Below are 26,983 nucleotides of genomic sequence, written 5' to 3' on the forward strand. Positions count from 1 at the left end.
TGACGGAGAGAGATTATGTTTGAACCTATGGAACTAACCAACGACGCGGTGATTAAAGTCATCGGCGTCGGTGGTGGCGGCGGTAACGCTGTTGAACACATGGTGCGCGAGCGCATCGAAGGTGTTGAATTCTTCGCGGTGAATACCGACGCTCAGGCGTTGCGTAAAACGGCGGTTGGCCAGACCATTCAAATTGGTAGCGGCATTACCAAAGGTCTGGGCGCCGGCGCTAACCCGGAAGTCGGTCGTAACGCGGCGGACGAAGACCGTGAAGCGCTGCGTGCGGCGCTTGAAGGCGCAGACATGGTATTTATCGCGGCAGGCATGGGCGGCGGTACCGGAACCGGCGCGGCGCCAGTGGTTGCTGAAGTGGCAAAAGATTTAGGTATTCTGACCGTTGCCGTGGTGACTAAACCTTTCAATTTTGAAGGCAAAAAGCGCATGGCATTTGCGGAGCAGGGTATTACCGAGCTGTCCAAGCATGTGGACTCGTTGATCACCATCCCGAACGACAAGCTGCTGAAAGTGCTGGGCCGTGGTATCTCCCTGCTCGACGCGTTCGGCGCGGCTAACGACGTGCTGAAAGGCGCGGTTCAGGGTATCGCAGAGCTGATCACCCGCCCGGGCCTGATGAACGTCGACTTTGCTGACGTGCGTACCGTGATGTCTGAAATGGGCTACGCAATGATGGGCTCCGGCGTGGCGAGCGGTGAAGACCGTGCGGAAGAAGCGGCTGAAATGGCTATTTCTTCTCCGCTGCTGGAAGATATCGACCTGTCCGGCGCGCGCGGCGTGTTGGTCAACATTACTGCGGGCTTCGACCTGCGTCTGGATGAGTTCGAAACCGTCGGTAACACCATCCGTGCCTTTGCATCGGATAACGCCACCGTGGTTATCGGTACTTCTCTGGACCCGGATATGAATGATGAACTGCGCGTGACGGTAGTGGCGACCGGTATTGGTATGGACAAACGTCCGGAAATCACTCTGGTCACCAATAAACAGGTGCAGCAGCCGGTGTTGGATCGTTATCAGCAGCACGGTATGGCGCCGCTGACGCAGGAGCAAAAAACGGTCGCGAAAGTGGTTAACGACAATACACCACAGGCGGCGAAAGAGCCGGATTATCTGGATATCCCCGCATTCCTGCGTAAGCAAGCTGATTAAGAATTAGCTGGAATTTGGGATTCTGGGCTCTTTGTGCTAAACTGGCCCGCCGAATGTATAGTACACTTCGGTTGGATAGGTAATTTGGCGAGATTATACGATGATCAAACAAAGGACACTTAAACGTATCGTTCAGGCGACTGGCGTCGGTTTACACACCGGCAAAAAAGTCACCCTGACATTACGCCCTGCGCCGGCCAATACCGGGGTCATCTATCGTCGCACCGACTTGAATCCACCGGTAGATTTCCCGGCCGATGCCAAATCTGTGCGTGATACCATGCTCTGTACGTGTCTGGTGAATGAGCATGATGTACGGATTTCAACCGTTGAGCACCTGAATGCTGCTCTGGCGGGCTTAGGTATCGATAACATCGTTATTGAGGTTAATGCCCCGGAAATCCCGATCATGGATGGCAGTGCCGCTCCGTTTGTCTACCTGCTGCTTGATGCCGGTATTGATGAACTGAACTGCGCCAAAAAATTCGTACGCATCAAAGAGACTGTTCGGGTTGAAGATGGCGATAAATGGGCTGAATTCAGACCGTACAATGGTTTTACGTTGGATTTCACCATCGACTTTAACCATCCGGCGATCGATTCCAGCAGCCAGCGCTACGCGATGAACTTCTCTGCGGATGCGTTCATGCGCCAGATCAGCCGTGCGCGTACCTTCGGTTTTATGCGTGATATCGAATATCTGCAGTCCCGCGGCCTGTGCCTGGGCGGCAGCTTCGATTGTGCCATCGTTGTTGACGATTATCGCGTATTGAACGAAGACGGCCTGCGTTTTGAAGATGAATTCGTTCGTCACAAAATGCTCGACGCGATCGGTGACTTGTTCATGTGTGGTCACAATATTATTGGTGCGTTTACCGCGTATAAATCCGGTCACGCATTGAATAACAAATTGTTACAGGCAGTCCTGGCAAAACAGGAAGCCTGGGAATTTGTGACCTTCCAGGACGACGCAGAACTGCCGTTGGCTTTCAAAGCGCCTTCGACGGTACTGGCATAACGACATACGCTGTCGTATAAAATTCGACTGGTTAACCTGGCACTCTCTCCGGCCAGGCGAGCCAGTCGTTTTTTTTACTATCCTTTATCTGCGCTTTCCTTAATACAGCCATTTTGACAGGGTTAAATGGAAACACGGCGCGTTCGCTGTTTTCTTAGCCGATTTTCACCTTAGCTTCTCGTCATTACTGCTGTAGCGCGTACGCTTTAATGATAAGATTTGTGCGCAAATTGTTTTGATTCCGTAAGCCCATGAGGGGCATATCAGGTGGCAATGACGTGAGTGGAATACTGACGCGCTGGCGACAGTTAGGCAGACGATACTTCTGGCCGCATCTCTTATTAGGGATGGTCGCGGCGAGTTTTGGTTTGCCCGCGCTCAGTAACGCCGCTGAAACCAATACGCCTGCAAGGACGACCGCCAGCACCGCGTCTAAAGTTAACTTTAGCCATCTTGCGCTGTTAGAAGCCTCTAACCGTCGTCCCAATTTCACCGTAGATTACTGGCATCAGCACGCTATTCGCACGGTGATTCGCCACCTTTCTTTTGCAATGGCGCCGCAAACGCTGCCCGTTGCCGACGCGCCGTCGCCATTACAGGCGCATCATATCGCCTTACTGAATACGCTCAGCGCGATGCTCACGCAGGAGGGCACGCCGCCGGCGATTGTTCGCCGCCTCTCCCTGGCGTATTTTGCGCCACAAACCGCATTTAGCATCCCGGCCTGGATAAGTCAGGCGCAGGGTATCCGCGCCGGTCCGCAACGTCTCAGCTAACGAAAAAAGACCCTTTTACTTTATTTGTAGCTCCGCGGCGCGGGGCATTTGAGACTTTATTATGCTAATCAAATTATTAACCAAAGTATTCGGTAGCCGTAACGATCGTACGCTGCGTCGTATGCGTAAGGCCGTCAGCCTTATTAATGCGATGGAACCGGAGATGGAAAAACTCTCCGATGACGAACTGAAAGCGAAAACCAACGAATTTCGCGCCCGTATTGAAAAAGGCGAAAGCGTAGAGAGCCTGATTCCGGAAGCGTTCGCGGTGGTGCGTGAAGCCAGTAAACGCGTCTTTGGGATGCGTCACTTCGACGTTCAGCTATTGGGTGGTATGGTGCTCAACGATCGCTGTATCGCCGAAATGCGTACTGGTGAAGGTAAAACGCTGACCGCAACGCTGCCAGCCTACCTGAACGCGCTGTCCGGCAAAGGCGTTCATGTGGTAACCGTGAACGACTATCTGGCGCAGCGTGACGCCGAAAACAACCGTCCGCTATTCGAATTCCTCGGTATGTCCGTTGGTATCAACCTGCCAGGTATGCCTGCGCCAGCCAAACGTGAAGCTTACGCTGCCGACATCACTTACGGCACTAACAACGAATACGGTTTTGACTACCTGCGCGACAACATGGCGTTCAGCCCGGAAGAGCGCGTGCAGCGTAAACTGCATTATGCGCTGGTGGATGAGGTCGACTCCATCCTGATCGATGAAGCGCGTACGCCGCTGATTATTTCCGGCCCGGCGGAAGATAGCTCGGAAATGTACAAAAAAGTGAACAAAATCATTCCGCACCTGATTCGTCAGGAGAAAGAAGATTCTGACACTTTCCAGGGCGAAGGCCACTTCTCCGTTGATGAGAAAGCGCGCCAGGTTAACCTGACCGAACGCGGTCTGGTGCTGATCGAAGAGCTACTGGTGCAAGAAGGCATTATGGATGAAGGCGAGTCGCTCTACTCGCCTGGCAATATTATGCTGATGCATCACGTCACCGCCGCGCTGCGCGCGCACGCGCTGTTTACCCGTGACGTGGATTACATTGTGAAAGACGGCGAAGTCATCATTGTTGATGAACATACCGGTCGTACCATGCAGGGGCGTCGCTGGTCTGACGGTCTGCACCAGGCGGTAGAAGCGAAAGAAGGCGTTGAAATTCAGAATGAAAACCAGACGCTGGCGTCTATTACCTTCCAGAACTACTTCCGTCTGTATGAAAAGCTGGCCGGTATGACCGGTACGGCGGATACTGAAGCCTTCGAATTTAGTTCTATCTATAAGTTGGACACCGTCGTTGTTCCGACCAACCGTCCGATGATCCGTAAAGATTTGCCGGATCTGGTCTACATGACCGAAGCGGAAAAAATCCAGGCCATTATCGAAGATATTAAAGAACGTACCGCGAACGGTCAGCCAGTGCTGGTCGGGACGATTTCTATCGAGAAATCTGAAGTGGTCTCCAGAGAGCTGACCAAAGCGGGCATCAAACATAACGTACTGAACGCAAAATTCCACGCCAACGAAGCAGGCATCGTTGCGCAGGCTGGTTATCCAGCGGCGGTCACTATCGCTACTAACATGGCGGGTCGTGGTACCGATATTATGCTGGGCGGTAGCTGGCAGGCGGAAGTCGCCGCGCTGGAAGCGCCGACGGAAGAACAGATTGCGCAGATTAAAGCGGACTGGCAGGTACGCCATGACGCGGTTCTGGCTGCCGGTGGTCTGCATATCATTGGCACCGAGCGCCATGAATCCCGCCGTATCGACAACCAGCTGCGTGGCCGTTCCGGTCGCCAGGGCGATCCGGGTTCTTCCCGTTTCTACCTGTCGATGGAAGATGCGCTGATGCGTATTTTCGCCTCCGATCGTGTCTCCGGTATGATGCGTAAACTGGGAATGAAGCCGGGCGAAGCGATTGAGCACCCGTGGGTGACGAAAGCTATCGCTAACGCGCAGCGTAAAGTAGAAAGCCGTAACTTCGATATCCGTAAGCAACTGCTGGAATATGATGATGTGGCGAACGATCAGCGCCGTGCAATTTATACCCAGCGTAACGAACTGCTGGATGTGTCTGACGTGAGCGACACCATTAACAGCATTCGCGAAGATGTCTTTAAGGCGACTATCGACGCCTACATTCCGCCGCAGTCGCTGGAAGAGATGTGGGACATCCCGGGTTTGCAGGAACGCCTGAAAAACGACTTCGACCTGGAGATGCCGATTGCCGAATGGCTGGATAAAGAGCCGGAGCTGCATGAGGAGACGCTGCGTGAGCGCATCCTGGCGCAGTCCATCGAGGTGTATCAGCGTAAAGAAGAGGTGGTTGGCGCTGAAATGATGCGTCATTTCGAAAAAGGCGTGATGCTGCAAACGCTCGATTCCCTGTGGAAAGAGCATCTGGCGGCGATGGATTACCTGCGTCAGGGTATTCATCTGCGCGGCTATGCGCAAAAAGATCCGAAGCAGGAATACAAGCGCGAATCCTTCGCTATGTTCGCCGCGATGCTGGAATCGCTGAAATATGAAGTGATCAGTACCCTGAGCAAAGTCCAGGTACGTATGCCGGAAGAGGTCGAAGCGATGGAAATGCAGCGTCGCGAAGAGGCGGAGCGCCTGGCGCAGATGCAGCAGCTAAGCCATCAGGATGACGATGCTGCCGTGGCTGCCGATCTGGCCGCCCAAACCGGCGAACGTAAGATTGGACGTAATGATCCTTGCCCTTGTGGTTCCGGTAAGAAATACAAACAGTGTCACGGTCGCCTGAGCTGATGCGATAAACTTACCGGCCTGATAAGACATAATGTGTTGCCATCAGGTCGGTGTTGGCATTATTGCCGAAGGGCGCTACGCTTATTCGGCCTGGCATTGAACACAGATAAAAAGGCGCAGGCGACTGCGCCTTTTTTATGGATGCACCAAGATGAAAAAACTGCAAATCGCGGTTGGGATTATCCGCAACCCGAACGACGAAATTTTTATTACCCGACGCGCCGCTGATGCGCATATGGCGAACAAGCTGGAATTTCCCGGCGGAAAAATTGAAGCCGACGAAACACCAGAGCAGGCGTTGATCCGGGAGCTACAGGAAGAGGTGGGGATTACGCCAACACAGGTGACATTATTCGACACTCTGGAATATCAATTCCCGGATAGACACATTACGCTGTGGTTTTGGCTGGTTGAACGCTGGGAGGGCGAACCGTGGGGGAAAGAAGGACAGCCGGGACGGTGGATCGCGCAAAACGCGTTGAATACGGACGATTTTCCGCCGGCCAATGAACCGATTATTCGTAAATTACGCCAATTTGCGCCTTAGTGGGGGATCGCAACACGATCCCCATCGATCTTATTAGCGATTTAATGTCGACATAATTTCCGGCCAGTAGCGGGGGCCGGCGGCGGCGGCGTGAGGAAAAACCGCCTCAATTGCCGCCAGCTCCTGCGGGCTGAGGGTCAGTGATAACGCGCCGAGGTTTTCATCCACCCTGGCGCAGTGGCGGCTACGTTTCTGTTATAGCCTAATCTCGCCGGTTTTATTTGTATTATCCCGGCCGCGCGCATATGGCGCCAAAACTACGCGTATTTATTGATTATTTTTGTCATAAGGCGATATTGCCGTCTTAACAGAGCCATCACCGTTAGCGCTCTTCGCTCCAGTCGTCGCTATCAGACTGGTCGCCGCTGCTGGCGATTCGTTTCTCTTCGGCGGCCCATTCGCCCAAATCAATTAACTGACAGCGTTTAGAACAAAATGGACGGAAGGGGCTAATTTCCCCCCAGACGACCGGTTTACCGCAGGTCGGACAGTTTACGACGGTCACGTCAGACATTTTTACTCCTTAGCAACAGGCCAGTTCAAAATCAAGACGCTCCGGCACCAGACCATTTTCACTATCCAGCGGCATAAAGCGAATGGCAAAACGGCTCTTATGGCCGGAAATTTGCGGATAAAGTTGTGAATCGAGCGTCAGCATAAGACGCAGCAAATCGGCGTCGTCCCCGTTATCCTGATAAAAACCGTTCAGGCTGGTTTGCTTACGGAAAGGCGCTGAATTACGGATCAGATCAAGCACCAAAGTCAGCGCCTGGGTGAGGGGATTCAGGCTGGCAAGCCAGCTTTCAATCTGGGCGTCGCGCTGCGCCTGTTGTAGGTGTAACCAGATATGCAGAGTGGGTAAATCGAAACTGCAACAGCCGCCAGGAATACTTAAGCGTTGACGCACAAGGGCAATCAAGCGATCTTCGCGTAGCTGCTGGCCAATCCTCGGGGCGGAGATCAGCACGCTGCCCGCCGATTTTAACTGCTGGCGCAGGGCTTCAATACGGTCTTGATCGACGCCGGGAACCTCAACCCAGGCCTGTAATTTACGCTGCTGGCGCTCCAGTTCTTTCAGCAGTTCGGTACGGACTTCGCCCCGTTCGAACACATCCAGTAGATCACTGATATTACGGAAAAAATGCAGTGCGCCAGCATGGTCTGCAATTGGCAGGTTGATGGAGAGCTGTTGGATCAAAAACTCTATGCGCAGCCACGTACGCATCTTCTCATTGAGAGGGTGTTCAAATAGGACCTGGGTGTGCATTACGGTTTTTCCTGTGAGACAAACTGCGACGCGAGCTTAAGATAACTGGCGTGCAGGCGGGCCACATCTGATGCGATAGCATCCGGTGCGCCGTTATTATCAATAACATCGTCCGCCACGGCAAGGCGCGCTTCACGCGTCGCCTGCGCAGCGAGAATGTGTTCAACATGCTCGCGCGTAACATCATCACGCTGCATTGTGCGTATGAGCTGCGTTTCGGGCGTCACGTCAACCACCAGTACGCGGTTGGCTTTTTGATACAGCCTGTTTTCAACCAGCAGAGGCACAACCCATAACACATAGGGCGACGTAGCCTGTTGAAACTGTCGTTGGGTTTCCTGCTGAATTAAGGGATGAAGCAGAGCGTTAAGCCAGGCTTTTTCTTCCGGATGCGAAAAAATACGCTCACGCAGCGCCCGGCGACGTAACGTGCCGTCAGCGGCGATAAGTTCAGAACCAAAATGTTCCGCTATTGCGTTCAGGGCGGGCTGCCCTGGCTCAACCATCTGGCGCGCGATAATATCCGCGTCGATGACGGTTATTCCGAGGTCAGCGAAGGCATCAGCGACGGTACTTTTACCGCTGCCAATACCGCCGGTTAAGGCTACGGTATACCTCATATCTCCAGCTTCCGGAATTTTAGTTTGACAATCAAAAGGTTAAATTTCAAGCATGCAAAGACGATACGCTCTGAGCATTAACCTACTATTCGCCAGGTAAATTTATGGGATTGTAACGTAAAAAAAGAGAATTTCGCAGTCTTGTACGGCCATGATTAGTGCGTATGATAGCGTCACTGGAGTTGTGAGTTTCGATTTTTCGCCATTAACCCCAGGAATCCGTACATGCGTATTGAAGAAGATCTGAAGTTAGGTTTCAAAGACGTTCTTATCCGTCCTAAGCGTTCTACCCTCAAAAGCCGTTCCGATGTCGAACTGGAACGTCAATTCACCTTTAAACACTCAGGTCAGACCTGGTCTGGCGTACCGATTATTGCGGCCAATATGGATACCGTCGGGACGTTTGAAATGGCGCAAGCATTGGCCGGGTTTGATATTCTGACTGCTGTACATAAACATTATACCGTTGAAGAATGGGCAGCTTTTATCAACACGGCTTCGGCTGATGTTCTCAAGCATGTGATGGTTTCCACCGGGACCTCTGATGCTGATTTCGAAAAAACCGTGCAGATTCTGGCGCTGAATCCTGCGCTGAACTTTGTCTGTATTGATGTGGCCAATGGCTATTCAGAACATTTTGTGCAGTTCGTCGCGAAAGCACGTGAAGCATGGCCGACAAAAACAATCTGCGCAGGCAATGTGGTAACGGGCGAGATGTGCGAAGAGCTTATCCTCTCCGGCGCCGATATCGTGAAAGTGGGAATTGGTCCTGGCTCCGTATGCACGACGCGTGTAAAAACCGGCGTTGGTTATCCGCAACTGTCGGCGGTTATCGAATGTGCTGACGCGGCGCATGGCCTGGGCGGTATGATCGTCAGCGATGGCGGCTGCACCATGCCAGGCGATGTAGCAAAAGCCTTTGGCGGCGGCGCGGATTTCGTTATGTTGGGCGGCATGCTGGCGGGGCACGAAGAGAGCGGCGGCAGCGTGGTAGAAGAGAACGGCGAGAAATTTATGCTGTTCTACGGCATGAGTTCGGAATCTGCGATGAACCGTCATGTCGGCGGCGTTGCGAAATACCGCGCGGCAGAAGGTAAAACGGTTAAATTGCCGCTGCGTGGGCCGGTGGGCAATACTGCCCGCGATATCCTGGGCGGTCTACGCTCAGCCTGCACTTATGTCGGCGCGTCTCGCCTGAAAGAGTTGACCAAACGCACCACCTTTATTCGGGTGCAGGAACAAGAAAACCGCATTTTCAATAGCCTCTAATATTCTGGCTGGCGTAAATGTGCGCCAGCCTTATCCCATCCCGCTCATCGCGTCTCCCAAATGAAAAATCGGCAAATACATCGCCACCACCAGCGTACCGATAATTAAACCGGTAATGATCAATAACGCCGGTTCCAACAGCGACGCCAGATTATCGGCCAGCGCCAGCGTAGTTTCACTGTGGTGACGGGCAAGGTTATGCAGCATGATATCGAGTGAACCGGACGCTTCGCCCGTTCTGACCAGTTGCAGGCATAGCGGACTAAATTCCTGGGTATTTTTTAGCGCCAACCAGACCGGATTGCCCGCGGCGATCTCCTGATGTACCTGCGTTAAACGCTGTGACCAGTAAGGGCAGCCGAGACTCTCGATAGCGCTTTCCAGTCCCTGAAGAAAAGGAATGCCTGCGCTTTGGGTTAATGCCAGTACGGTGAATATTTGCGCTAGTTTCTGGCCTCTTATCAGGCGACCCATAACGGGAAGCCGTAGCAGAAGACGCTGCCGCTGCGCTTGCCAGGACGGCTTTTGTTTTACCCTGCGGTGAGCGATAGCAATGAGCATCGTCAGGAACAAGATGAGCCAACCCCATGCCGCCCCCCATTGCGCTATCGCGATAATACCGCGCGTCAGAAGAGGGAGCGGGGTATTGAAGCTACGGTAAATGGCGGCAAATTCCGGCAGAACAAAGTGCAGCATGGCGAAAACGACCAGGGCGGCCATTGTCAGAATAATGACGGGATAGCGCAGCGCCTTTTTCACGCTAACCGTAATCTGCCGTTGCGCTTTTTGCTGACGAGCCAGTTCAAAGCAGCATTCGGCCAGTTTGCCGGTCAGTTCTCCGGTGCGGATCATCGTCTGGTAGAGCGGCGGAAATACCTGCGGCCAGGAGACTAATGCGCTGGAAAAAGGGACGCCCTGTTCAAGCTCGTGAGCCAGCGTGCGCAACAGCGCTTGCCATTGTCGGTGTGGATGCTGTTGCGCAAGGAGTTCCAGCCCTTCAGAAAGCGTCAGCCCGGCATGAATGAGCGTGGCCAACTGATGAATAATTTCAGCGCTTTGCTCTTCTTTCCACAGTGCGGCGTTAACGCCCATGCGCTTGATGCGAAGCGGCATAATGCGCTGATGTTGCAGGGTGATGATCAGCGCCAGACGATTGTCCGCCCATACAACATCTTGTTTCAGTTGACCTTTATCGTTAACGCCTTGCCAGCGCCAGAGCTGTTTAACGCTCATGGGGCATTCCCAGAACGCGCAGTATCTCTTCAAAGGACGTCATGCCTTGCTCAACGGCGCGACAGCCATTTTCAAAAAGCGTCCCTGTACCGGTCTGTTGGAGGTGGGCTTCCAGTGCTTGCGCCGATGCGCCGCTCGCAATTAACTGACGTAATGCCGGGGTAACGGTTAACACTTCGAATAACGCGGTTCGGCCATAAAAGCCGTGGTAGCAATGCTGACAGCCGCTTGCCTGCCAGCGCGGTAGCGCGCTGGGCCAAAGATTGGGCGATAGCACTACGGGATCGTTCAGGCGCTGTTTGCAGTGCGGGCAAAGCTTCCTTACCAGGCGTTGCGCTACCACCAGCGTAAGCGCCGATGAGATCATCCAGCGTGCTACGCCCATTTGCTGCAAACGTATCAGGGTTTCGCTGGTGGAGTTTGTATGGAGCGTTGAAAGTACCAGATGGCCCGTTTGTGCCGCCTTAATGGCGATTTCTGCGGTGTCGCCGTCACGAATTTCACCTACCATGATGATGTCAGGGTCCTGGCGTAAAAGCGCGCGCAGCACATTTTGAAAGGTGAGCCCGGCGCGGGGATGGATCTGCGTCTGGTTAATCCCATCCAGTGGAATTTCTATCGGATCCTCAACGCTACAGAGGTTGATACCCGGCGTATTCCGGGTTTGTAGCGCGCTGTATAGCGTGACCGTTTTTCCGCTACCGGTGGGGCCAGTCACCAGTACCAGCCCCTGAGGTTGCTGTAGGGCTTGTCTAAAAGCGGTAAGTTGTGCCCCGTACATGCCCAGCGTGTCCAGATCCAGCGTTTGTTCAACCTGATGCAACAACCGTAAGACGACTTTTTCGCCTTCTTTACAGGGAAGCGTGGCGATACGAAAAGAGATGCTGTCTCCCGCCAGGTCAACGGTAAATTGCCCGTCCTGCGGCAGCCGATGTTCAGCGATGTCCAAATTTCCCAGGACTTTCAATCTGGCCGTCAGCGCAAGCCCCGTCTCTTTAGCGATGTCCTGCAGAATATGAAGAACGCCGTCGATGCGGAGTCTTATTCGGTAGCGGCTGGCGCCTGGTTCGAGATGGATATCAGAGGCGCGTTTCGCCATCGCCGAGCGTAATGTCTGATTGAGAAGCTGGGCCGCGGTTTCTCCGCCTTTCGCGGCGTTTGCCGAGGGTGCCTGATCCGGCTTATGCCGATGATTTTCCATTTGCTGGCGAGTCCAGCACACAATATCAATCTGTTTTTGCGTAGCGAAATGCAGAGCGTCCAGTAACGCATGAGAGGGCGCGTCGACCACCGCAACAGTGATACTGTTGCTGGCGCTATTGATCAGTACAGCCTGATGACGTTGACACAAGGTGTTGAGCTGAGCGTCTTTCATCTTGTCTCCTTAGTTGGCGTCAAAACGGAAGACATCTTCACAAGCCTGTTGTAACGCGCTGTCGCTTTGAATATTGCAGTTACGCGTCCAGCCGGTAATGCCGTTAGCATTGTCCCAGGCGGGCGTCATGATGACGCTAAGCCCGCTCAGACTCTCCTGGCCGGTAAGCGTGATGACGCCTTTTTCCACGCTCATGCCCGAAACATAACGGGTGATGACGGGCGAGGGGATACCGTTGACGCCCGCATCGCATGTGCTCGTCCCACCATGTTCCAGAGCGCAGAGTTCGACGGCGGTACGGTAGGGGACAAACGTTTGCAACATATCCGTCAGCGCCGCTTTACGCAGATAGTTCTGGTAAGCCGGAATGCCAATGGCGCTTAAAATGGCGATGATGCCAATAACGACCATCAGTTCGATAAGCGTGAAACCGCGTTGTTTTTCCATTGTTCGCTCCTTGAGTTAGCTGGCGCTACTGTGGCAAACGAGGAAAGAGCGGGCGAGCGGCAAAAGGTAAAACGGGAAGGCGGATTCTGAAGATTTTCGCTGCGTTACATGACACGGCAACGTTATTGCGAGGCGCTACGAATATTTTACCGAATCACGACGCGGATCTACGGACAGGTGATTTATAGACCCGACGGCGCAGCGCCATCGGGCGGAGAGGATCAGCAAAAACGCATGGAGAGATCGAGCGCGCGTACGTGCTTGGTCAGCGCGCCAACGGAGATGAAATCCACCCCGGTTTCAGCAAATTCGCGTAAGGTTTCCGCGGTGACGTTGCCGGATACTTCCAGCCGCGCCTGGCCGTTGACGCGTTTCACCGCCTCGCGCATCTGGTCGGTGTTGAAATTATCCAGCATGATAATATCCGCGCCTGCTTTCAGCGCATCGTCCAGTTCATCCAGATTTTCGACCTCGACTTCTACCGGCACGTCCGGATGTAGCCAGAACGCTTTTTCCACCGCCTGACGAACCGAACCGGAGGCGATGATATGGTTTTCTTTAATCAGGAACGCGTCAGTGAGGCCCAGACGATGATTGGCGCCGCCGCCGCATAAAACCGCATATTTGAGCGCGGTGCGCAGACCCGGCAGCGTTTTACGCGTGTCGAGCAACTGGGTTTGGGTGCCAGCCAATAGTCCAACGTAGCGGCGTACTTCACTGGCGACGCCGGAAAGGGTCTGGACAAAGTTTAGCGCCGTGCGCTCGCCGGTCAGCAATACGCGAGCCGGGCCGTTCAGTTCAAACACTGTTTGGTTGGCATGAATGGCGTCGCCGTCATCGACATGCCAGGTGAGGCGCACATCATCGCCCGCCAGTTGGATGAAGACCTCTTCAACCCAGCGCTTGCCGCAGAAAACGCCGTCTTCACGAGTGATCACCGTGGCATGGGCTCGCGTATCTGCCGGCAAAAGTTGCGCGGTGATATCGTTGCCAGCATCGACTTCTCCACCTAAATCTTCACGCAGCGCCTGAGCAACGGCGGCAGGGATATCGAGATTAATGCGTTCCAGTAGCGCGTCACGTCGGTCGTCTGGGTTATAACGGCGAGGCGGCATGATAAAACTCCAAATTGCTAACGAATCATAAGGTAGAAACATGCTACTCTGAAGCAGCTATAAGCACCACTCAAAAGGAGACTCCGCATGTTGCCAGATAAGGGTTGGTTGGTAGAGGCGCGACGCGTCCCTTCTCCGCATTATGATTGCCGTCCGGATGACGAAAAACCGTCCTTGCTGGTGGTGCATAATATTAGCCTGCCCCCCGGCGAGTTTGGCGGTCCGTGGATCGATGCATTATTCACCGGAACGATAGATCCAGACGCCCATCCTTTTTTTGCAGAAATCGCTCATCTTCGTGTTTCGGCCCATTGTCTGATTCGTCGCGACGGTGAAATCGTCCAGTATGTGCCTTTTGATAAGCGTGCGTGGCATGCGGGCGTATCAAACTATCAGGGGCGGGAACGTTGTAATGATTTCTCCATTGGTATTGAGCTGGAGGGGACAGATACGCTGGCTTATACCGATGCGCAGTATCAGCAGCTAGCCGCCGTGACGCGCACGCTTATCGCTTGCTATCCGGCGATCGCCGACAATATGACCGGACACTGCAACATTGCGCCTGACCGCAAAACGGACCCTGGCCCTGCCTTTGACTGGCCGCGCTTTCGCGCTTTGGTAGCCCTCTCGTCGCACAAGGAGATGACATGACGCTGTTTACGACATTACTGGTGCTGATTGTCGAGCGCCTGTTTAAGCTGGGCGAGCACTGGCAGCTCGATCATCGGCTGGAGGCGCTATTCCGTCGGATTACGCATTTTTCGATGTTGCGCACGATGGGAATGACGGCGATCGCGATGGTGGTGACTTTTCTACTGCTCCAGGCGTTAAAAGGGCTGCTATTTAACGTGCCGACGCTGGTGGTGTGGATTCTCCTGGGCGTGCTGTGTATCGGCGCGGGCAAAGTGCGAGTACATTATCACGCCTGGCTGAAAGCGGCGTCCCGTAACGATCCGCATCCTTGCGAGGCGATGGCCAGCGAGCTTACGCTGATTCACGGCGTGCCGCCGGATTGTAATGAGCGTGAGTTTTTGCGTGAGCTGCAAAATGCGTTGTTATGGATAAATTTCCGTTTTTACCTCGCACCGCTATTTTGGTTTATCGTTGGCGGTCCATGGGGGCCGGTAACGCTGGTGGGCTATGCGTTTTTACGGGCCTGGCAGACCTGGCTGGCGCGCTATCAGACGCCGCACCAACGTTTGCAATCCGGCATTGACGCTATTCTTCATGTGCTGGACTGGATTCCGGTACGTCTGGCGGGCGTAGTGTATGCATTACTGGGGCATGGCGAGAAAGCGTTGCCGGCCTGGTTTGCCTCGCTGGCGGATCTGCATACTTCGCAGTATCAGGTGCTCACACGTCTGGCGCAGTTCTCACTGGCGCGCGAACCGCATACTGACAAAGTAGAAACCCCCAAAGCGGCGGTGTCGATGGCGAAGAAGGCCTCGTTTGTGGTGGTGGTGATTATTGCGTTGCTCACCATTTATGGGGCATTAGTGTAATGTTGTGCCGATGGCGCTAACGCTTATGCGGCCTACAATGGAAAAACCTGTAGGCCCGGTAAGCGCTAGCGCCACCGGGCAGTGCAACGGCTTAGATCGTATCGGCTGGCGGCACGCCGAAATCAGGCATCCCGTTTTCGTCCCAGCGCACCCGTTTCAGACGCGTATGGCGGTTGGGATCGTACAACGGATCGCCTTCAATTTCGGTGTAATTTCTCGCGTGGTACACCAGTACATCTTCACCTTCCGGCGTTTGCGTAAAGCTGTTATGTCCCGGCCCATACTGGCGATTTTCATAGCTGGTGGTAAAGACCGGGCGCGGTGATTTATGCCAGTTGGCCGGATCGCGCGGATCGTCGTTTACGTTAATCCACAGTAACCCCATACAGTAGTTTTCATCGGTGGCGCTGGCCGAATAGCTGATAAACAGCTTGTCGCCATGCACCACGACGGCCGGACCTTCGTTAACCCAAAAACCCCGACACTCCCAGTCGTACTCTGGCTTACTGAGTCTTACCGGCTCGCCTTTAATCGTCCACGGATTTTCCAGTTCAGCCAGATAAATATTTGAGTTACCGGCAATATCCGGCGCTTTTTGCGCCCACAGATACCACTGCTTTCCCTGATGATAAAAAGTGGTGGCATCGAGGGCGAAGGTATCAAACGGTGTTTTAATTTGACCTTTCTCCGTCCACTTGCCGGTGAGTGGGTCGGCATCGGCGCACTCCAGGGCAAACATGCGGTGCTGGAACATTCCCAGCTTATCAAGCGCTTGAGTATGGGTAGCGGCAAAATAGATGTACCACTTACCGTTGATGCGGTGCATTTCCGGTGCCCAGATGAGCTGGCTCATCGGGCCACTTTCCGGTTTGCGCCAGACGACAACGGGGTCAGCGGCGCGCAACCCTTCCAGCGAATCAGCCCGGCGGATTTCCAGCCTGTCATATTCCGGTACGGAGGCAATAAAGTAGTAATCGCTGCCGTCGCGTAAAATAAACGGATCGGCACGTTGTTCAATAAACGGGTTTGGCCAGTTTGCCATCAGGCTTTCCTTACGCTTTCAGCGGCTTTGAGCTCCTGCAACTCACTCAATTCGCGGTAATTAGTGCGACGTTTTTCCAAATCGTCCTGGATTTTTTTCATCAGTTCACGGTCAACTTTCAGCAGACGTACCACGCCTGCGGTAATCAGATAGCCAACGCCGGGGATAACGGTAAACAACAGCATAATACCGTTCATCGCCGAGGCGCTTTGCGCTTTGGCGCTGGCGTCATAACCGTACCAGGAGAGCAAAAAGCCGACCATCGCCCCGGCAATCGCCAGGCCCAGTTTCAGGAAGAACAGATTACCGGAGAAGCTAATACCGGTAATGCGTTTGCCGGTTTTCCATTCACCGTAATCATCGACATCCGCCATCAGCGACCAGTGCAACGGGGAAGGGATCTGATGCAGAATATTGAGCAGGAAGTAGAGCGCCACTATCATCACGGTAGCTTTCGGATCAAAGAAATAGAACGCGCAGGAGAAAATCGCCAGCGCGATATTGGTCCAGAAAAATACCTTCAATTTACACCAGCGATCGGTTAAGACTTTTGCCAGCATACTGCCGATCATCATACCGACCACGCCAAGGCTAATAAAAAGCGTAGCGAAATGGGTGCTTTGTCCCATCACCCAGGTGACGTAATACATGGTCGCCGCCATACGGATAAACCCCGGGCAGACGTTACATAAGGTCAATAGCAGAATGCGTACCCATTGATCGTTTTTCCACACGTCTTTGAAATCATTCTTCATATCATCGTGCGTCGGAACGGCAGGGCGAACGCGTTCGCGGACGCTGGCAAAGCAGAACAGAAACATACCCATGCCGATAATCGCCAGCACGGTCATCGCCAACTGATAGCCTTTGGCTTTGTCGCCGCCGCCAAACCAGTCCACCATCGGCAATAGCGTTAACGATAGCAACAGCGTCGCGATGCCGACTAACACGAAGCGATAAGCCTGACAGGCCACGCGCTCTTTTGGATCGTTGGTGATCACGCCGCCCAGTGAGCAATAGGGAATATTGATGGCGGTGTAGGTCACGGAAAGCAGAAAATAGGTGACGAAAGCATAGACAACTTTGCTGTTATAGCCCCAGTCCGGCGTCGTGAACATCAGCACGCTGAACAGCGCGTAGGGAAATGCAATCCACAGTAGCCAGGGGCGGAAACGACCATATTTACTTTGGGTACGATCGGCAAGCGCGCCCATCACCGGATCGGTAACGGCATCGATAACGCGTACTGAAAGGAGTAAAACACCGACTAACGCCGGGGCAAGACCAAAAATATCCGTATAAAAATAATTAACAAACAGCATGATAGCGCCAAAAATAATGTTACATCCGGCGTCGCCCATGCCATACCCGATTTTCTCTCTTACCGAAAGTCTGCCCTTATCCATTGAGACTTCTCCCCATCAGATGATGGCGGTAATTATTCGCCTGCGAGCTTTTATTTGCGTAGCAGGATCACGCCGCTGATATGGATAAAATGGTTATACGTGGGAAACTGTGAGGCAGATAACACCCTCCCCGGACGGGGAGGGCGGAAAAGTAACGCCACGATCAGTGGGCTTTCACCGTTTTTGCCGTTTTTTCTTTACACAGGTAGCCGACGCCCAGGATGAGCAGCCATACCGGAATCAGCCACACGGAGATCGCCATACCTGGCGTCATCAGCATAATGATCAATACCGCCGCCATAAACAGCAGGCAGAGAACGTTGCCGAACGGATAAAACAGGGCCGGGAAGCGGGTTTTCACGCCCTGCTGCTGTTTCGCGCGACGGAACATCATATGGGCAAGGCTAATCATCGCCCAGTTAATGACCAGCGCGGAGACCACCAGCGCCATCAGCAGTCCGAATGCGGACTCTGGGGCCAGGTAGTTGATCAGCACGCACAGCGCCGTCACGACGGCGGAAACCAAAATGGAGCTCACCGGCACGCCGCGTTTATCGACGTTCAGCAGCGCTTTCGGCGCATTTCCCTGCTGGGCCAGACCGAACAGCATACGGCTGTTGCAGTAAACGCAGCTGTTATAAACCGATAGCGCGGCGGTGAGAACCACGATATTCAGCGCATTGGCGACAAACGTATCGCCCAGCTCATGGAAGATAAGAACAAACGGGCTGGTATCGGCGGTGACGCGAGTCCATGGCAGCAGCGAAAGCAGAACCGCCAGCGAGCCGATATAAAAAATCAGGATGCGATAGATAACCTGATTGGTGGCTTTGGGAATGCTCTGTTCCGGGTTATCGGCTTCAGCGGCGGTGATCCCTACCAGCTCCAGTCCGCCGAACGAAAACATAATAATGGCCATCATCATCACCAGCCCGGTCCAGCCATGCGGCAGAAAGCCACCCTGTTCCCACAGGTTGCGCACGGTGGCCTGCGGACCAGCGGTATCGCTGAAGAGTAACCACGCGCCGAACAGAATCATAGCGATGACGGCGATCACTTTAATAATGGCGAACCAAAACTCCATCTCACCGAACACTTTAACGTTGGTCAGGTTGATGGCGTTGATAATCACAAAGAAGGCTGCCGCAGAAGCCCAGGTGGGGATCTCCGGATACCAGAACTGGATATATTTACCCACTGAGGTCAGTTCCGCCATGGCAACTAATACGTACAGCACCCAGTAGTTCCAGCCGGAAGCGAATCCGGCAAAGCCGCCCCAGTATTTATAGGCGAAGTGGCTAAAAGAGCCGGCGACCGGTTCTTCAACCACCATCTCTCCCAGCTGGCGCATAATCAGAAAGGCAATAAAGCCTGCAATCGCATAGCCCAGGATAATTCCTGGCCCCGCCGACTGAATAACGGAGGCGCTTCCCAGGAACAAGCCTGTCCCTATCGCGCCGCCCAATGCGATAAGCTGAATATGGCGGTTTTTCAGGCCGCGCTTGAGCTGCTCGCCGTGCTGCTGACTGTCCATTATAAAACCTCGTGTATCGGGCGCGGTTTATTCATAACGCGCTTATTTTGAACGATGCAGTAGTGCGTGTGTAAGTTTGCAATTCCGCTTTTTGTATTAATTTATTTACAAGCTCGTTTTTTAAAATGTCACTTCAACTCTTTCGTCTTGATCAGAATAATGGTATGTGGCCGCGAATGCACCTGCTTTGTGCAGGGGTGATGACGAGTTGCGTAAAAAGAAAGCACTTGTAAATACCTCCTTTTATTTTCCCTTACAAAGGTTGATTTGTTTTTATTCATTATTTATGCATAAAAATGCATTTAATCTGCTGTTGAATCGGTTCAGATGAGATTTTTTATCGTTTCAAATACGTTAAATCTACCTCCTGGTGGGTAAATTTAACATTTGTGCACAGTTACAGTTTTGAAACATGATTTCTGTAAAATTGTTAAAATGTGCCTCCTTTACTGATTTCAATCAAAACCTGTATGGACAGAAGGTGAATACTTTGTTACTTTAGCGTCACAGACATGAAATTGGTAAGACCAATTGACTCCGGGCAAATGGCTTAAGACAGGAAATCATGGCCTACAGCAAAATCCGCCAACCAAAACTCTCCGATGTGATCGAGCAGCAGCTGGAGTTTTTAATCCTTGAGGGAACATTGCGTCCCGGAGAAAAACTCCCACCGGAACGTGAACTGGCAAAACAGTTCGACGTCTCCCGTCCCTCCTTGCGCGAGGCGATTCAACGTCTCGAAGCGAAGGGATTGTTGCTTCGTCGCCAGGGCGGCGGAACCTTCGTGCAGAGCAGCCTGTGGCAGAGCTTTAGCGACCCGCTGGTGGAACTGCTCTCCGATCACCCTGAATCCCAGTTTGACCTGCTCGAAACGCGCCATGCGCTGGAAGGCATTGCTGCTTATTACGCGGCGCTACGCAGCACCGACGAAGATAAAGACCGTATTCGCGAGCTGCACCATGCCATTGAGCTGGCGCAAGAGTCCGGCGATCTGGATGCCGAGTCCGAAGCCGTGCTCCAGTATCAAATCGCCGTCACCGAAGCGGCACACAACGTGGTATTGCTTCATCTGCTAAGGTGTATGGAGCCGATGCTGGCGCAAAACGTGCGGCAGAACTTCGAATTGCTGTATGCGCGTCGGGAGATGCTGCCGCTGGTGAGTACGCATCGCACCCGTATATTTGAAGCCATTATGGCCGGAAAACCAGAAGAAGCGCGTGAAGCGTCACACCGCCATCTGGCGTTTATCGAAGAGATTATGCTGGACAGAAGCCGTGAGGAGAGCCGTCGTGAACGCGCTTTACGCCGTCTGGAACAGCGCAAGAATTAGTTTTTTCTGGCAGAACGTTAACCAGAAGATGTTGTGAATAAAGCGCAAAAATGTGCGCGGCAACTAAATGCCAGGCCCATAAGGCTATTTTATTTGCCATTTTGGTCCTGGGCAGTGCTCACAATCCTCACGTACTACGTGTACGTTCCGGTTGTTCCGCGCTGTCCGTGACCAAACTGGCTGCAACAATTACACCTTATGGGCCAGGCAATAAACGCAGAACCTGTCTTATTAAGCTTTCTGACGAAAGTTTAATGGGACAGGTTCCAGATAACTCAACGTATTAGATAGATAAGGAATACCCCCATGTCAGAACGTTTCCAAAATGACGTGGATCCGATCGAAACTCGCGACTGGCTACAGGCGATCGAATCGGTCATCCGTGAAGAAGGTGTTGAGCGCGCTCAGTATCTGATTGACCAACTGCTTTCTGAAGCTCGTAAAGGCGGCGTGAAAGTCGCGGCAGGCGCAGGGGCCAGTAATTACATCAACACTATTGCCGTTGAAGACGAACCGGAATACCCGGGCAATCTGGAGCTGGAACGTCGCATTCGTTCTGCTATCCGCTGGAACGCCATCATGACCGTGCTGCGCGCGTCTAAAAAAGACCTTGAGTTGGGCGGCCACATGGCGTCCTTCCAGTCTTCCGCCACGATCTATGATGTCTGTTTCAACCATTTCTTCCGTGCGCGCAACGAACAGGATGGTGGCGACCTGGTATACTTCCAGGGCCACATCTCTCCGGGCATCTACGCTCGCGCGTTCCTGGAAGGTCGTCTAACCCAGGAACAGATGGATAACTTCCGTCAGGAAGTGCATGGCAATGGCCTCTCTTCCTATCCGCACCCGAAACTGATGCCGGAATTCTGGCAGTTCCCGACCGTCTCTATGGGGCTGGGCCCAATCGGTGCTATCTACCAGGCGAAATTCCTGAAATATCTGGAACACCGCGGCCTGAAAGATACCTCTAAACAGACCGTTTACGCCTTCCTCGGCGACGGCGAGATGGATGAGCCGGAATCCAAAGGCGCGATCACCATCGCCACCCGTGAAAAACTGGACAACCTGGTCTTTGTTATCAACTGTAACCTGCAGCGTCTTGACGGCCCGGTCACCGGTAACGGCAAGATTGTTAACGAACTGGAAGGCATCTTTGCAGGTGCTGGCTGGAACGTTATTAAAGTCATGTGGGGCGGTCGTTGGGATGAGCTGCTGCGTAAAGACACCAGCGGTAAACTGATCCAACTGATGAACGAAACCGTTGACGGCGACTACCAGACCTTCAAATCCAAAGACGGCGCTTACGTACGTGAGCACTTCTTCGGTAAATACCCGGAAACCGCAGCCCTGGTGGCCGACTGGACCGATGAGCAGATTTGGGCGCTGAACCGCGGTGGTCACGATCCGAAGAAAGTCTATGCTGCACTGAAAAAAGCGCAGGAAACCAAAGGCAAAGCGACGGTAATCCTGGCCCATACCATTAAAGGTTACGGCATGGGCGATACCGCGGAAGGTAAAAACATCGCTCACCAGGTTAAGAAAATGAACATGGACGGCGTGCGTTACGTCCGCGATCGTTTCAACGTGCCGGTTGCCGATGCTGATCTCGAAAAACTGCCGTACATTACCTTCCCGGAAGGTTCTGAAGAACACAAATACCTGCATGAACGCCGTCAGGCGCTGCATGGCTACCTGCCAAGCCGTCAGCCGAACTTCACCGAGAAGTTAGAGCTGCCGACCCTGGAAGATTTCGGCGCGCTGCTGGAAGAGCAAAGCAAAGAGATTTCCACCACTATCGCTTTCGTGCGTGCTCTGAACGTGATGCTGAAGAACAAGTCGATCAAAGATCGCCTGGTACCGATCATCGCCGACGAAGCGCGTACTTTCGGTATGGAAGGTCTGTTCCGTCAGATTGGTATCTACAGCCCGAACGGCCAGCAGTACACCCCGCAGGACCGTGAGCAGGTTGCCTACTACAAAGAAGACGAGAAAGGCCAGATTCTGCAGGAAGGGATCAACGAGCTGGGCGCAGGCGCATCCTGGCTGGCTGCGGCGACCTCTTACAGCACCAACGATCTGCCGATGATCCCGTTCTACATCTACTACTCCATGTTCGGGTTCCAGCGTATCGGCGACCTGTGCTGGCAGGCTGGCGACCAGCAGGCTCGCGGCTTCCTGATCGGCGGGACTTCCGGTCGTACTACGCTGAACGGCGAAGGTCTGCAGCACGAAGATGGTCACAGCCACATTCAGTCGCTGACTATCCCGAACTGTATCTCTTACGACCCGGCTTACGCTTACGAAGTGGCTGTCATCATGCATGATGGTCTGGAGCGTATGTACGGTGAGAAACAAGAGAACGTTTACTACTACATCACCACCCTGAACGAAAACTACCACATGCCGGCTATGCCAGCAGGTGCCGAGGAAGGTATCCGTAAAGGTATCTACAAACTCGAAACCCTCGAAGGTAGCAAAGGTAAAGTTCAGCTGCTGGGCTCCGGTTCTATCCTGCGTCACGTGCGTGAAGCGGCACAGATTCTGGCGAACGACTACGGCGTAGGTTCTGACGTGTACAGCGTGACCTCCTTCACCGAACTGGCGCGTGATGGTCAGGATTGTGAGCGCTGGAACATGCTACACCCGCTGGAAACCCCGCGCGTTCCGTACATCGCTCAGGTGATGAACGACGCTCCGGCAGTGGCATCTACTGACTATATGAAACTGTTCGCCGAGCAGGTTCGTACTTACGTACCGGCTGACGACTATCGCGTACTGGGTACGGATGGCTTCGGTCGTTCCGACAGCCGTGAGAACCTGCGTCACCACTTCGAAGTTGATGCTTCTTATGTGGTTGTTGCAGCGCTGGGCGAACTGGCTAAACGTGGCGAAATCGACAAGAAAGTGGTAGCGGATGCGATTACCAAATTCAACATCGATGCAGATAAAGTTAACCCGCGTCTGGCGTAAGAGGTAAAAGAATAATGGCTATCGAAATCAAAGTACCGGACATCGGGACAGATGAAGTTGAAATCACCGAGATTCTGGTCAAAGTGGGCGACAAAGTGGAAGCTGAACAGTCGCTGATCACCGTAGAAGGCGACAAAGCCTCTATGGAAGTCCCGTCTCCGCAGGCTGGCGTCGTGAAAGAGATCAAAGTCTCTGTCGGCGACAAAACCGAGACCGGTGCACTTATCATGATTTTCGATTCCGCCGACGGTGCAGCTGACGCTGCACCTGCTAAGGCAGAAGAGAAGAAAGAAGCGGCTCCGGCAGCAGCACCTGCTGCGGCAGCGGCGAAAGACGTTCACGTTCCGGATATCGGCAGTGACGAAGTTGAAGTGACTGAAGTGATGGTGAAAGTGGGCGACACCGTTGAAGCTGAACAGTCGCTGATCACCGTCGAAGGTGACAAGGCCTCTATGGAAGTGCCGGCGCCGTTCGCGGGCACCGTGAAAGAGATCAAAGTGAACACCGGTGATAAAGTGTCTACCGGCTCACTGATTATGGTCTTCGAAGTGGCGGGCGCAGCGCCTGCCGCAGCACCAGCGAAAGCGGAGGCCGCTCCGGCTGCGGCTGCTCCAGCAGCAGCGACGGGCGTGAAAGACGTTAACGTACCGGACATCGGCGGCGACGAAGTTGAAGTCACCGAAGTGATGGTCAAAGTCGGCGATAAAGTTGCCGCTGAACAGTCGCTGATCACCGTGGAAGGCGACAAAGCCTCCATGGAAGTGCCTGCGCCGTTCGCGGGCACCGTGAAAGAAATCAAAATCAGCACCGGCGATAAAGTGAAAACCGGTTCTCTGATTATGGTCTTCGAAGTAGAAGGCGCAGCGCCTGCGGCCGCTCCGGCTAAACAGGAAGCGGCGGCACCGGCTCCGGCGGCGAAAGCTGAGAAGCCTGCTGCCCCGGCTGCCAAAGCGGAAGGCAAATCTGAGTTCGCTGAAAACGACGCTTACGTTCACGCTACCCCGCTGATTCGCCGCCTGGCGCGCGAGTTTGGCGTCAACCTGGCGAAAGTGAAAGGCACCGGTCGTAAAGGCCGTATTCTGCGCGAAGACGTTCAGGCTTACGTGAAAGACGCTATCAAACGCGCGGAAGCTGCGCCGGCTGCTGCGGGCGGTGGTATCCCGGGTATGCTGCCGTGGCCGAAAGTGGACTTCAGCAAGTTTGGTGAAGTTGAAGAAGTGGAACTGGGCCGTATCCAGAAAATCTCTGGCGCGAACCTGAGCCGTAACTGGGTGATGATCCCGCACGTTACGCACTTCGACAAAACCGATATCACCGATCTGGAAGCGTTCCGTAAACAGCAGAACGCCGAAGCTGAGAAGCGTAAACTGGACGTGAAATACACGCCAGTGGTCTTCATCATGAAAGCGGTTGCCGCTGCTCTGGAACAGATGCCGCGCTTCAACAGCTCGCTGTCCGAAGACGGTCAGCGTCTGACCCTGAAGAAATACATCAACATCGGCGTGGCGGTTGATACCCCGAATGGCCTGGTGGTTCCGGTCTTTAAAGACGTGAATAAGAAGAGCGTGACCGAGCTGTCTCGTGAACTGACCACCATCTCCAAAAAAGCGCGTGATGGTAAGCTGACCGCTGGCGAAATGCAGGGTGGTTGCTTCACTATCTCCAGCATCGGCGGCCTGGGAACTACCCACTTTGCGCCGATTGTTAACGCGCCGGAAGTGGCTATCCTCGGCGTTTCTAAGTCGGCGATGGAACCGGTGTGGAATGGGAAAGAGTTTGTGCCGCGTCTGATGATGCCTATTTCTCTTTCCTTCGACCACCGTGTGATCGATGGTGCTGATGGTGCGCGTTTCATTACCATTATCAACAATATGTTGTCTGACATTCGCCGTCTGGTGATGTAAGCGAAAAAGCCGGCCCGACGGCCGGCTTTTTTTTGATAATCTCATGTATTTTGTGAGGTTATTAGCGAAAGCAATAATTCGTGATCCGTTTGTTGTTTCAAAATTGTTAACAATTTTGTAAGATACGGGCGGATAGAACGACCCGGTGGATGATGGGCGATCAAGTACCCCGGACCGCCGGATACAAATAAAGAGGTCATGATGAGTACTGAAATCAAAACTCAGGTCGTGGTACTTGGGGCGGGCCCGGCAGGCTATTCTGCCGCTTTCCGTTGCGCTGATTTAGGTCTGGAAACCGTAATTGTAGAACGCTACAACACCCTTGGCGGTGTTTGTCTGAACGTCGGCTGTATCCCTTCTAAAGCGCTGCTGCACGTAGCAAAAGTTATCGAAGAAGCCAAAGCGCTGGCTGAACACGGTATCGTCTTCGGCGAGCCGAAAACCGATATCGACAAGATTCGTACCTGGAAAGAGAAAGTGATCACGCAGCTGACCGGCGGTCTGGCGGGTATGGCCAAAGGCCGTAAAGTGAAAGTGGTCAACGGTCTGGGTAAATTCACCGGGGCGAACACCCTGGAAGTTGAAGGCGAAAACGGCAAAACCGTGATCAACTTCGACAACGCGATCATCGCGGCAGGTTCTCGTCCGATCCAATTACCGTTTATTCCGCATGAAGACCCGCGCGTATGGGATTCTACCGACGCTCTGGAACTGAAAGAAGTACCGAAGCGTATGCTGGTCATGGGCGGCGGTATCATCGGTCTGGAAATGGGTACCGTATACCACGCGCTGGGTTCAGAGATTGACGTGGTTGAAATGTTCGATCAGGTTATCCCGGCGGCTGATAAAGATATCGTTAAAGTCTTCACCAAGCGCATCAGCAAGAAATTCAACCTGATGCTGGAAACCAAAGTGACTGCCGTTGAAGCGAAAGAAGACGGTATCTACGTTTCGATGGAAGGCAAAAAAGCCCCGGCTGAAGCGCAGCGTTATGATGCGGTTCTGGTGGCGATTGGTCGTGTGCCGAACGGTAAAAACCTCGACGCGGGCAAAGCAGGCGTGGAAGTTGACGACCGTGGCTTTATCCGCGTGGACAAACAGCTGCGCACCAACGTGCCGCACATCTTCGCTATCGGCGATATCGTCGGTCAGCCGATGCTGGCGCACAAAGGCGTTCACGAAGGTCACGTTGCCGCTGAAGTTATCGCCGGGAAGAAACACTACTTCGATCCGAAAGTTATCCCGTCTATCGCGTACACCGAGCCAGAAGTGGCATGGGTTGGCCTGACCGAGAAAGAAGCGAAAGAAAAAGGCATCAGCTATGAAACCGCCACCTTCCCGTGGGCAGCTTCTGGCCGTGCTATCGCTTCTGACTGCGCAGACGGTATGACCAAACTGATTTTCGACAAAGAATCTCACCGTGTGATCGGCGGGGCGATTGTCGGCACCAACGGCGGCGAGCTGCTGGGTGAAATCGGTCTGGCGATCGAAATGGGCTGTGATGCGGAAGACATCGCGCTGACCATTCATGCGCACCCGACGTTGCACGAGTCCGTCGGTCTGGCTGCTGAAGTGTTCGAAGGTAGTATTACCGACCTGCCGAACCCGAAAGCGAAGAAGAAATAATCTTCTGTAGGTGGCAATGCGCCACCCGATACAAAAAAGCGGCTTTACAGCCGCTTTTTTTATGCATG

General features: G+C 53.5%; 22 protein-coding genes and 2 pseudogenes. 13 read left to right on the top strand and 11 right to left on the bottom strand.

Annotation, left to right across the window (positions count from 1 at the left end):
- Positions 1-15 precede the first annotated feature (15 nt).
- The 5 genes from ftsZ (at position 16) to mutT (ending at position 6,275) form a co-directional block, all read left to right on the top strand.
- Positions 16-1,167 carry a cell division protein FtsZ gene (gene ftsZ / locus ACLJQD_RS14785; protein ID WP_000462785.1) on the top strand — a complete coding sequence of 384 codons (1,152 nt, stop codon included), beginning with the start codon at positions 16-18 and terminating at the stop codon, positions 1,165-1,167.
- A 100-nt stretch (positions 1,168-1,267) separates the two neighbouring features.
- Positions 1,268-2,185, top strand: a complete 918-nt coding sequence (gene lpxC, locus ACLJQD_RS14790; protein WP_000595487.1) for a UDP-3-O-acyl-N-acetylglucosamine deacetylase — start codon at positions 1,268-1,270, stop codon at positions 2,183-2,185.
- Positions 2,186-2,463: 278 nt separating this feature from the next.
- Positions 2,464-2,961: a secA translation cis-regulator SecM gene (gene secM, locus ACLJQD_RS14795; protein ID WP_000014336.1), complete on the top strand. Its 498-nt coding sequence runs from the start codon at positions 2,464-2,466 to the stop codon at positions 2,959-2,961.
- Positions 2,962-3,022: 61 nt separating this feature from the next.
- Positions 3,023-5,728, top strand: a complete 2,706-nt coding sequence (gene secA / locus ACLJQD_RS14800) for a preprotein translocase subunit SecA (RefSeq protein ID WP_000905756.1) — start codon at positions 3,023-3,025, stop codon at positions 5,726-5,728.
- Positions 5,729-5,879: 151 nt separating this feature from the next.
- Positions 5,880-6,275, top strand: a complete 396-nt coding sequence (gene mutT / locus ACLJQD_RS14805; RefSeq protein ID WP_000736058.1) for an 8-oxo-dGTP diphosphatase MutT — start codon at positions 5,880-5,882, stop codon at positions 6,273-6,275.
- A gap of 33 nt (positions 6,276-6,308) precedes the next feature.
- Here mutT and ACLJQD_RS14810 read toward each other — a convergent pair.
- Positions 6,309-6,461 (bottom strand): annotated as a pseudogene (locus tag ACLJQD_RS14810) (aldo/keto reductase); the annotation flags it as partial.
- Positions 6,462-6,487: 26 nt separating this feature from the next.
- On the opposite strand from ACLJQD_RS14810, the pseudogene ACLJQD_RS14815 reads away from it, so the two are divergent.
- Positions 6,488-6,583, top strand: a pseudogene (locus ACLJQD_RS14815) (LysR family transcriptional regulator); the annotation flags it as partial.
- 14 nt (positions 6,584-6,597) lie between these two features.
- On the opposite strand, the gene yacG reads toward ACLJQD_RS14815, so the two are convergent.
- From yacG to coaE, 3 genes are read right to left on the bottom strand one after another with little or no spacing between them, the layout of a single operon-like run.
- Positions 6,598-6,789, bottom strand: coding sequence for a DNA gyrase inhibitor YacG (yacG, locus tag ACLJQD_RS14820; protein WP_001286419.1), 192 nt, complete (start codon positions 6,787-6,789; stop codon positions 6,598-6,600).
- 9 nt (positions 6,790-6,798) lie between these two features.
- Complete coding sequence (gene zapD / locus ACLJQD_RS14825; protein WP_000557441.1) at positions 6,799-7,542, bottom strand: cell division protein ZapD; 744 nt, start codon at positions 7,540-7,542, stop codon at positions 6,799-6,801.
- On the bottom strand, positions 7,542-8,162 hold the full coding sequence (coaE, locus tag ACLJQD_RS14830; protein ID WP_001270913.1) for a dephospho-CoA kinase: 621 nt from the start codon (positions 8,160-8,162) through the stop codon (positions 7,542-7,544). Before coaE ends, zapD begins: the two co-directional genes overlap by 1 nt.
- 225 nt (positions 8,163-8,387) lie before the next feature.
- Here coaE and ACLJQD_RS14835 point away from each other — a divergent pair, with 225 nt between their 5' ends.
- Positions 8,388-9,431 (top strand): GMP reductase, encoded by a 1,044-nt coding sequence (locus tag ACLJQD_RS14835; protein WP_001217365.1) that lies wholly within the window; start codon positions 8,388-8,390, stop codon positions 9,429-9,431.
- Positions 9,432-9,461: 30 nt separating this feature from the next.
- Here the strand turns inward: ACLJQD_RS14835 and hofC are convergent, their stop codons facing one another.
- The 4 genes from hofC to nadC all read right to left on the bottom strand — a co-directional run bounded on the left by hofC (position 9,462) and on the right by nadC (position 13,601).
- Positions 9,462-10,664, bottom strand: coding sequence for a protein transport protein HofC (hofC, locus tag ACLJQD_RS14840; protein WP_017441559.1), 1,203 nt, complete (start codon positions 10,662-10,664; stop codon positions 9,462-9,464).
- Positions 10,654-12,039 carry a type II secretion system protein GspE gene (gene gspE, locus ACLJQD_RS14845; RefSeq protein WP_017441558.1) on the bottom strand — a complete coding sequence of 462 codons (1,386 nt, stop codon included), beginning with the start codon at positions 12,037-12,039 and terminating at the stop codon, positions 10,654-10,656. Before gspE ends, hofC begins: the two co-directional genes overlap by 11 nt.
- A 9-nt stretch (positions 12,040-12,048) precedes the next feature.
- Positions 12,049-12,486, bottom strand: coding sequence for a prepilin peptidase-dependent pilin (gene ppdD / locus ACLJQD_RS14850; RefSeq protein WP_000414989.1), 438 nt, complete (start codon positions 12,484-12,486; stop codon positions 12,049-12,051).
- A gap of 221 nt (positions 12,487-12,707) precedes the next feature.
- Positions 12,708-13,601, bottom strand: coding sequence for a carboxylating nicotinate-nucleotide diphosphorylase (nadC, locus tag ACLJQD_RS14855; RefSeq protein WP_017441557.1), 894 nt, complete (start codon positions 13,599-13,601; stop codon positions 12,708-12,710).
- 87 nt (positions 13,602-13,688) lie between these two features.
- On the opposite strand from nadC, the gene ampD reads away from it, so the two are divergent.
- Together ampD and ampE are read left to right on the top strand one after the other, a co-directional pair.
- Positions 13,689-14,252 (top strand): 1,6-anhydro-N-acetylmuramyl-L-alanine amidase AmpD, encoded by a 564-nt coding sequence (gene ampD, locus ACLJQD_RS14860; RefSeq protein WP_000936326.1) that lies wholly within the window; start codon positions 13,689-13,691, stop codon positions 14,250-14,252.
- A complete protein-coding gene (ampE, locus tag ACLJQD_RS14865) occupies positions 14,249-15,103 on the top strand; it encodes a beta-lactamase regulator AmpE (protein WP_000172039.1) in 855 nt (284 codons plus the stop codon). The genes ampD and ampE overlap by 4 nt, the downstream gene beginning before the upstream one ends.
- A gap of 91 nt (positions 15,104-15,194) precedes the next feature.
- Here the strand turns inward: ampE and ACLJQD_RS14870 are convergent, their stop codons facing one another.
- From ACLJQD_RS14870 to aroP, 3 genes are all read right to left on the bottom strand, one after another.
- Entirely contained in the window at positions 15,195-16,145 is a 951-nt protein-coding gene (locus ACLJQD_RS14870; RefSeq protein WP_000024767.1) for a family 43 glycosylhydrolase, read from the bottom strand.
- On the bottom strand, positions 16,145-17,551 hold the full coding sequence (locus ACLJQD_RS14875) for a glycoside-pentoside-hexuronide (GPH):cation symporter (RefSeq protein WP_000357539.1): 1,407 nt from the start codon (positions 17,549-17,551) through the stop codon (positions 16,145-16,147). The genes ACLJQD_RS14870 and ACLJQD_RS14875 overlap by 1 nt, the downstream gene beginning before the upstream one ends.
- Positions 17,552-17,714: 163 nt before the next feature.
- Positions 17,715-19,088, bottom strand: coding sequence for an aromatic amino acid transporter AroP (gene aroP / locus ACLJQD_RS14880; RefSeq protein WP_410967618.1), 1,374 nt, complete (start codon positions 19,086-19,088; stop codon positions 17,715-17,717).
- Between the two features lie 562 nt (positions 19,089-19,650).
- On the opposite strand from aroP, the gene pdhR reads away from it, so the two are divergent.
- The 4 genes from pdhR to lpdA all read left to right on the top strand — a co-directional run bounded on the left by pdhR (position 19,651) and on the right by lpdA (position 26,915).
- Complete coding sequence (gene pdhR / locus ACLJQD_RS14885; protein WP_000331771.1) at positions 19,651-20,415, top strand: pyruvate dehydrogenase complex transcriptional repressor PdhR; 765 nt, start codon at positions 19,651-19,653, stop codon at positions 20,413-20,415.
- A 306-nt stretch (positions 20,416-20,721) separates the two neighbouring features.
- Positions 20,722-23,385 carry a pyruvate dehydrogenase (acetyl-transferring), homodimeric type gene (gene aceE / locus ACLJQD_RS14890; protein ID WP_017441556.1) on the top strand — a complete coding sequence of 888 codons (2,664 nt, stop codon included), beginning with the start codon at positions 20,722-20,724 and terminating at the stop codon, positions 23,383-23,385.
- 14 nt (positions 23,386-23,399) lie between these two features.
- Positions 23,400-25,289 carry a pyruvate dehydrogenase complex dihydrolipoyllysine-residue acetyltransferase gene (gene aceF, locus ACLJQD_RS14895; protein WP_017441555.1) on the top strand — a complete coding sequence of 630 codons (1,890 nt, stop codon included), beginning with the start codon at positions 23,400-23,402 and terminating at the stop codon, positions 25,287-25,289.
- A gap of 201 nt (positions 25,290-25,490) precedes the next feature.
- Positions 25,491-26,915, top strand: coding sequence for a dihydrolipoyl dehydrogenase (gene lpdA, locus ACLJQD_RS14900; protein WP_001519338.1), 1,425 nt, complete (start codon positions 25,491-25,493; stop codon positions 26,913-26,915).
- Positions 26,916-26,983: the final 68 nt, after the last annotated feature.

Source organism: Salmonella sp. SAL04214 (assembly GCF_046550615.1).
In the GTDB taxonomy this organism is placed as follows: Bacteria; Pseudomonadota; Gammaproteobacteria; order Enterobacterales; family Enterobacteriaceae; genus Salmonella; species Salmonella enterica.

What these genes read in the sequence shown, in the direction of transcription:
- lpdA (WP_001519338.1), top strand. Translation starts at nt 25,491, where the DNA reads ATGAGTACTGAAATCAAAACTCAGGTCGTGGTACTTGGGGCGGGCCCG.
- hofC (WP_017441559.1), bottom strand. Translation starts at nt 10,664, where the DNA reads ATGAGCGTTAAACAGCTCTGGCGCTGGCAAGGCGTTAACGATAAAGGT.
- ACLJQD_RS14875 (WP_000357539.1), bottom strand. Translation starts at nt 17,551, where the DNA reads ATGGATAAGGGCAGACTTTCGGTAAGAGAGAAAATCGGGTATGGCATG.
- zapD (WP_000557441.1), bottom strand. Translation starts at nt 7,542, where the DNA reads ATGCACACCCAGGTCCTATTTGAACACCCTCTCAATGAGAAGATGCGT.
- aceE (WP_017441556.1), top strand. Translation starts at nt 20,722, where the DNA reads ATGTCAGAACGTTTCCAAAATGACGTGGATCCGATCGAAACTCGCGAC.
- ampE (WP_000172039.1), top strand. Translation starts at nt 14,249, where the DNA reads ATGACGCTGTTTACGACATTACTGGTGCTGATTGTCGAGCGCCTGTTT.
- yacG (WP_001286419.1), bottom strand. Translation starts at nt 6,789, where the DNA reads ATGTCTGACGTGACCGTCGTAAACTGTCCGACCTGCGGTAAACCGGTC.
- ACLJQD_RS14870 (WP_000024767.1), bottom strand. Translation starts at nt 16,145, where the DNA reads ATGGCAAACTGGCCAAACCCGTTTATTGAACAACGTGCCGATCCGTTT.
- ampD (WP_000936326.1), top strand. Translation starts at nt 13,689, where the DNA reads ATGTTGCCAGATAAGGGTTGGTTGGTAGAGGCGCGACGCGTCCCTTCT.
- lpxC (WP_000595487.1), top strand. Translation starts at nt 1,268, where the DNA reads ATGATCAAACAAAGGACACTTAAACGTATCGTTCAGGCGACTGGCGTC.
- mutT (WP_000736058.1), top strand. Translation starts at nt 5,880, where the DNA reads ATGAAAAAACTGCAAATCGCGGTTGGGATTATCCGCAACCCGAACGAC.
- secA (WP_000905756.1), top strand. Translation starts at nt 3,023, where the DNA reads ATGCTAATCAAATTATTAACCAAAGTATTCGGTAGCCGTAACGATCGT.
- nadC (WP_017441557.1), bottom strand. Translation starts at nt 13,601, where the DNA reads ATGCCGCCTCGCCGTTATAACCCAGACGACCGACGTGACGCGCTACTG.
- ACLJQD_RS14835 (WP_001217365.1), top strand. Translation starts at nt 8,388, where the DNA reads ATGCGTATTGAAGAAGATCTGAAGTTAGGTTTCAAAGACGTTCTTATC.
- ppdD (WP_000414989.1), bottom strand. Translation starts at nt 12,486, where the DNA reads ATGGAAAAACAACGCGGTTTCACGCTTATCGAACTGATGGTCGTTATT.
- ftsZ (WP_000462785.1), top strand. Translation starts at nt 16, where the DNA reads ATGTTTGAACCTATGGAACTAACCAACGACGCGGTGATTAAAGTCATC.
- gspE (WP_017441558.1), bottom strand. Translation starts at nt 12,039, where the DNA reads ATGAAAGACGCTCAGCTCAACACCTTGTGTCAACGTCATCAGGCTGTA.
- aceF (WP_017441555.1), top strand. Translation starts at nt 23,400, where the DNA reads ATGGCTATCGAAATCAAAGTACCGGACATCGGGACAGATGAAGTTGAA.
- coaE (WP_001270913.1), bottom strand. Translation starts at nt 8,162, where the DNA reads ATGAGGTATACCGTAGCCTTAACCGGCGGTATTGGCAGCGGTAAAAGT.
- pdhR (WP_000331771.1), top strand. Translation starts at nt 19,651, where the DNA reads ATGGCCTACAGCAAAATCCGCCAACCAAAACTCTCCGATGTGATCGAG.